The organism is Halochromatium roseum, from assembly GCF_016653315.1.
In the GTDB taxonomy this organism is placed as follows: Bacteria; Pseudomonadota; Gammaproteobacteria; order Chromatiales; family Chromatiaceae; genus Lamprobacter; species Lamprobacter roseus.
In genome coordinates this window covers 1-5,477 of sequence record NZ_NHSH01000017.1, presented here as the reverse complement: position 1 = coordinate 5,477, position 5,477 = coordinate 1, and the positions used below count along the sequence as shown (strand labels likewise).

At 59.9% G+C, this 5,477-nt stretch carries 5 protein-coding genes; 3 read left to right on the top strand and 2 right to left on the bottom strand.

Annotated elements, in window-relative coordinates; genetic code table 11:
* On the bottom strand, positions 1 to 312 hold a 312-nt coding region (locus CCR96_RS02200; RefSeq protein WP_201215855.1), incomplete at its 3' end, for a transposase.
* A gap of 462 nt (positions 313 to 774) precedes the next feature.
* Positions 775 to 1,074, bottom strand: coding sequence for a hypothetical protein (locus CCR96_RS02195; RefSeq protein ID WP_201215849.1), 300 nt, complete (start codon positions 1,072 to 1,074; stop codon positions 775 to 777).
* A gap of 48 nt (positions 1,075 to 1,122) precedes the next feature.
* Between CCR96_RS02195 and CCR96_RS02190 the strand changes: the two genes are divergently transcribed.
* The 3 genes from CCR96_RS02190 to CCR96_RS02180 form a co-directional block, all read left to right on the top strand.
* Entirely contained in the window at positions 1,123 to 2,934 is a 1,812-nt protein-coding gene (locus CCR96_RS02190; RefSeq protein ID WP_201215846.1) for a DUF4214 domain-containing protein, read from the top strand.
* A gap of 16 nt (positions 2,935 to 2,950) precedes the next feature.
* On the top strand, positions 2,951 to 4,759 hold the full coding sequence (locus CCR96_RS02185) for a mechanosensitive ion channel family protein (protein WP_242518363.1): 1,809 nt from the start codon (positions 2,951 to 2,953) through the stop codon (positions 4,757 to 4,759).
* A 62-nt stretch (positions 4,760 to 4,821) separates the two neighbouring features.
* Positions 4,822 to 5,477, top strand: a 656-nt coding sequence (locus CCR96_RS02180) for a Uma2 family endonuclease (RefSeq protein ID WP_242518362.1), incomplete at its 3' end; no start/stop codon positions are given.

Below are 5,477 nucleotides of genomic sequence, written 5' to 3'. Positions count from 1 at the left end.
CGCCAGGGTGTCATGATCGGGGTGCTGATTGCAGGCGATGAAGCGAAAGGCCACCGAATCAAACGTGGCCAACTCGATCTTGCGACTGGAGTAACAGCCCGTGGCGTAGCCGTAGATCAACAGCGAGCGCATCATCGCTGGGTGATAGGGCAAGCTCCCGCGTCCGGCGTACGCTTGGATCAGGGGGCTCAGATCGAGTGCTTCCACCACCTCGACGATGTAGCGCGCCAGATGACCCGCGGGCAGCCAGTCCTGTAACGACAGGGGCAACGCTAACGGGCGGTCGCGATCGATCGAGCGGAGGTTGGGCATCGGCGTTGGTCCTGAAACGGGACGACAGTCTACCAAGTCGGCAAGCGGGCGGTAGCTATGAAAGTCCGACAGGCTGCTAGGATGGCGAGAACGATCAAGACGATACTGAGCCTGTTTTTGAAAGGCGGTGTAGACTGCTAGATCGGCCGAACACAACCTGAGTCAGAGTGGAGATGAATGATGCTGCGTCAGACCTTGCTGATCCCCGGTGTGCTTGTCGTACTCCTGTATTCCCTGTCCGCGGCCGCTCAGCTCGGTCCAGAGACCGCGCAAACGCGTGCGGTCAGTTTTTCCGGCGGCGGTTGGAGTACCCACACCGCCTCCTCCGGCTGGCTCGCGGGCTTGGTGGCGGCAGGTCAGCAAGGGCTGGTGCCAACGCCAGACCTCCACGCCATTTTTGCCAATCAGGATTTGCTTGCCGGGAATTCCGGCGGTAGCTGGTTCCTGACCATGCTGGCTTATTCAGGGCAATTTGTCGATGCCCTCGATGCCGCGCCAGATGTTGATGATTGGTTTGGGGATCAGGGCTATATGGGCTCTCAGGTCAGGCGGTTTGAGGCGTTGTCGCCGCGGGCGAGAGACAATCTGATTCAATTGCTGCAAGCACAGTGTCCAGAGACGATACCAAGCTGGCATTGTCAAGACCTCTCGATAATGATCGTTGATGTCATCTTCGAAGACCTGATCTATGAGGTTGAAGATGGCAACTGGGCCTCCGGTCTGGTCTTTCTCGCGAGTCTGTGGGACGGTGATCTGAATCAAGGCCCAACCTGGAGAGAGGCACTCAATATCGTCCTGGATTGGGCTGGGTTGTCGCTGGATTTCAATCGTCGATTTCAGCACCGCGGCCGTGGACCCGCGCTCGATGATCAAGATATCGTCGTTGCCGGGGCCATGGGCACCTCCATGGAGGTGCTGAATGACGCCGGTAGTGCGAGTTGGTTAGATCCGTACACGAACACCGTCTCCGTCGATCCGGGGGCCGCTGAACAGCCCCCGATTGAAGGGCCGATTCCCATCCTCTTCGTCGATCCAGGTGATCTTGTCGAAGCCCCAAGTCCCCTTGCCGCGAATCTCTTGCCATCCGGTCCAAAAACGCTCCGTTACTGGAGTGATATCGCCGGTACGGGCATGACGACCGAACTGCCGGCTGAGATCGATCTCTATAACGTCCGAATCTTTGACGTCGCGTTGGTTTCGTCAGCGGCCGCCGCGGGGCTGGCCTCTGAAACACTGACGTTCGAGATTGCCAAACAACTGATCAGCAGAGCCATCGCAAGGTTGAATGCAACACCGGAGGGCGTTGATGCTCAGGGGGTTGGTACCAGCCTATTTGCTGGACTTTCAACCTTCATGAAACGGGCGGCGATCGGTGCAACCCTTGATCAGGATAACCGGCTCTCGATTGGCGACATCGATCCGCAAGCCGATCTTTGGCAATTGACGGAACAACGTGCCCTCCGGCTCTACGATGGTGGCTATGTCGACAACCTGGCCGCGGCTTATGCGCTCAAGCAGATCCAGTTTGCTCATAATCCGGATGATTTTGTCCTGACGCTGTTCGCGAACACCAGTAGCATGGGTGATGAGGAGTCAACGGCCGCGATGCTTGCGCAGATTGGTGATACGCGGGGCGCGGTATTGCCACTGCCGTCTGACCTCCTCAATCTTTTTGGTCAGCCTGATTATCTCCACCCAGGCAACACGGCCCCGCTAGCGATGTTTGGTATTGAGCTGAAGACCAGTTCGCCCGCGGTCTTCGATGCGCGCGCTTGGAAGGATACCGCGCCAAGCTGGGTCTATCAGACCAGTGAGGATTTTCGTCTGAGCTATTATCGGCTCGATGTCGAAACCATTGATAACCCGCATTTTGAGATCAATGGTGGGCATCCGGGTGTTCTGCATGTCTTCATCAACCAGGACGCCAAGTCCAGCGCCGCGCCTTTTTCCGTTGATGTGATTGATGAATATCGCCATCTCTTCGCAACCACGCGTCAGGCGGTGCTCGAACAAGGCTATCAATACCTTGCTGAGGCGCTGGATCTCGGTGCGGATAACCTGCTCCAAATCCCAACAGCGGACGTCCAGCAACTCCAGCTCATGTATCTGGCCTACTATGGACGCCCGGCGGACCCGGCTGGTCTCGATTATTGGATGGCGGCCCTCATGCAGGCCAATGGCGTTTGGGAGGACGAGCTGCTGAACGCCTTTATTGACTCAGCTGAGTACCGCGAACGCTTTTCCGGTCTTAGTGAGGAGCAGCTCATTACTGAGCTGTTCATGCAGCTTTTCAATCGCCCGGTCGACGCCGCGGGTCTTGCGTTTTATATGGATTTATTGAATGGCAGTAATGTCTCTGGTCTGAATCCCGAGCTTCGCCAATCCACCTTCGCGCGGATCGCGCTGGATATCGCGAATGGTGCGCAGCCGGGCACGGACGATCAACTTACGCTGGCGAATAAAACGATGGTGGCTGGCTATTTCTCCGATGCCTTTCGCCGCACTGGCCACGCCTATGGTGAGGCTGAGATTGCTGGGGCCGTGGATATCCTCAGTGCCGTTGAGCTTGGAACTGAAACCGTTATGAACGCGGAAGCCAGGATCGATGTCTTCGTCAACTGATAGGAGACCCTCACCGATGACCTCCGCGCGCGGCAAGAGCGCGGGACTCAAACGGCTAATGATGTGGTGCAATGGGTTAGATTGGCGCCATCTGAAACTCGCGTTAGTCGGTGTTTTGCTCATCTTGGTGATGGGGCTGTTTCAGCCCCTGGGTTCGACGCTGGCGGCGGATACCCAAGATCACCCATTGCCCGCGGCGATCGCGGCCGAGCTGAATCCGCTGCGCCCGCCTGATACCTCCAGCCCGAGGGCGACCATTGCCAGCCTGATCTTGAACCTGGACCGCGTCTATCTGATTGGCAAGGACCCCGAGCAGTCGGGTCGGGAGACGCTGCAGCCCCTGCGCCGCGCGGTGCGCACCTTGGACCTCAGCGAGGTTCCGCGGGCCTTTGCCGAGGGGGTTGGGGCCGAGGTCGCGCTCTTGCTGAAAGAGGTCATCGACCGCGTTGGGCTGCCGCCCTACGCCAGTATTCCGGATGCCGAGCAGGTCGAGCGCGAGGACTTGACCCAATGGCGGATCCCCAATACCGAGATCCTGCTGCAACAGGTCCAAGAAGGGCCACGCGCGGGGGCCTGGCTGTTCAGCGCGGATACCGTCGACCGGGCGGAGGACTTCTTTGCCAGTGTTGAGGATCTGCCTTATCGACCGCAGGGCTCGACGCCAGGGATCTATCGCGCCTATACGCTGACGCCTGGGACCGGGATCGATTTCACCTGGGCCGACAGTCACGCACTGCCGCCTTGGCTCGCTGAAGAATGGCTTGGGCAGGCGGTCTGGCAATGGCTCGCCGCCGCCGCAGCTGTCATCGGTGCGATCGCCATCGCGCTCTTGGCCTACCGACTCGCGCGTCGCGCCGAGCGCCGCGCTCAAGCCAAGCTCGGCCGCGAGACCCGCTGGCGCACCATGATCGCATTGATGCTCGCGCTGTTGCTAGCGGTAAGCGTCCATGCGCTGATCGATTGGCAGATCAATTTCACCGGGTCGATGCTGCAAAGCATCGCGCGGGTCTTCGTCGTCATCGAGTATTCACTGTTGGCTTGGCTGGTCGCGGTTGTCTTCAGCCGTATTCCAGAGGTTATCATTCGCTCGCGTCGCCTGCGCTCGCGCGGTATCGATAGCCAGCTACTGCGTCTTGGCTTCAAGCTCCTGATCGTCATCGCCATTGCCGCGATGGTGATCGATGCCGCCGACCGCATCGGTCTACCCGCCTATTCGGTGCTGACCGGTCTTGGCGTTGGCAGCTTGGCGATCGCACTGGCCGCCCGCGAGACCCTGGCCAACCTGCTCGGCTCGATCGCGATCATGCTCGATCGGCCATTCGCAATCGGCGACTGGATCAAACTCAACGGCGTCGAAGGCACGGTCGAGGACATCGGCTTCCGCAGCACCCGCATCCGCACCTTCTATGACTCCCAGCTCTCGGTGCCGAATTCATCCACCATGGCAGCGACCATCGACAACATGGGCCGGCGCACCTATCGGCGCGTCTATACCACCCTAGCGATCCGCTACGACACGCCGCCGGAGCGCATCGAGGCCTTCGTTGAGGGCATCAAGGCCGTGATCATGGCCACGCCCAGCACGCGCAAGGATTATTTCCACGTGGTGCTCAACGATTTCGCGCCGAGCAGCCTCGACATCATGCTCTACTTCTTCCTGCAGGTCCCGGACTGGTCGGCCGAATTGGTCGAGCGCCAGCGCGTGCTGCTCGAGATCGTCCGTCTTGCCGAACGGCTCGAGGTCAAGTTTGCGTTCCCGACCCAGACTGTCGAGATCGAGCGTCTGCCGGAACTGTCACAGCCTCTCACGAGCGTTTCGCCGTGATGACCACGGCTTGACGGATCAATCGTCGCCAACCGTTCGCTCCACACCCAAGAGGTGCTGACATGCCTGCAACCGCCAAGGCCCTAGCCACTACTGAGGATCTTCGGTCGGATCTTCGGCCCACCGAGGAGGATCTGATGAACGCCGACGGGCGCTGGGTCTCCGAGGTCGAGTACTGGGCCCATTACTACGAATTTGCGGATGTGCACTACGAGTGGAACAACGGCCGCCTGGAGGAGAAGCCAGTGTCGGACAACCTGACCTACTGGATCTACAGCTGGCTCCGCGCGCTGCTCGACGAGTTCCTCAAGTGGCAGCCGATTGCCAAGTGCACGGCGCTTGAGCATGGCTTTCGCCTGGCGCTCTCCGATCGCGTCGTCATTCGCAAACCAGACCTTGCCGTCGTGCGTAACGACAATCCGGTTCCCTTAGGCGATCTCGACCGCTCCTATCGCGGCATCTTCGACCTCTGCATCGAGGCCCTGTCCGACAGCAACCGCGCCGCGCGCGAGCGCGATGAGGTGGAGAAGCGTCGCGACTATGCGCAAGCGGGCGTGCGTGAGTATTACATCGTCCATCATGATCCGGAGGGTCTGACCTTTCTGTCGCGGGGTGGCGACGGCGGCTTCGAGTCCATACTCGGCGCTGACGGCATTGTCCGCTCCCGAACCCTGCCCGGCTTTCAATTCCACATTCGCGACCTGCTCGGGCGCACCCC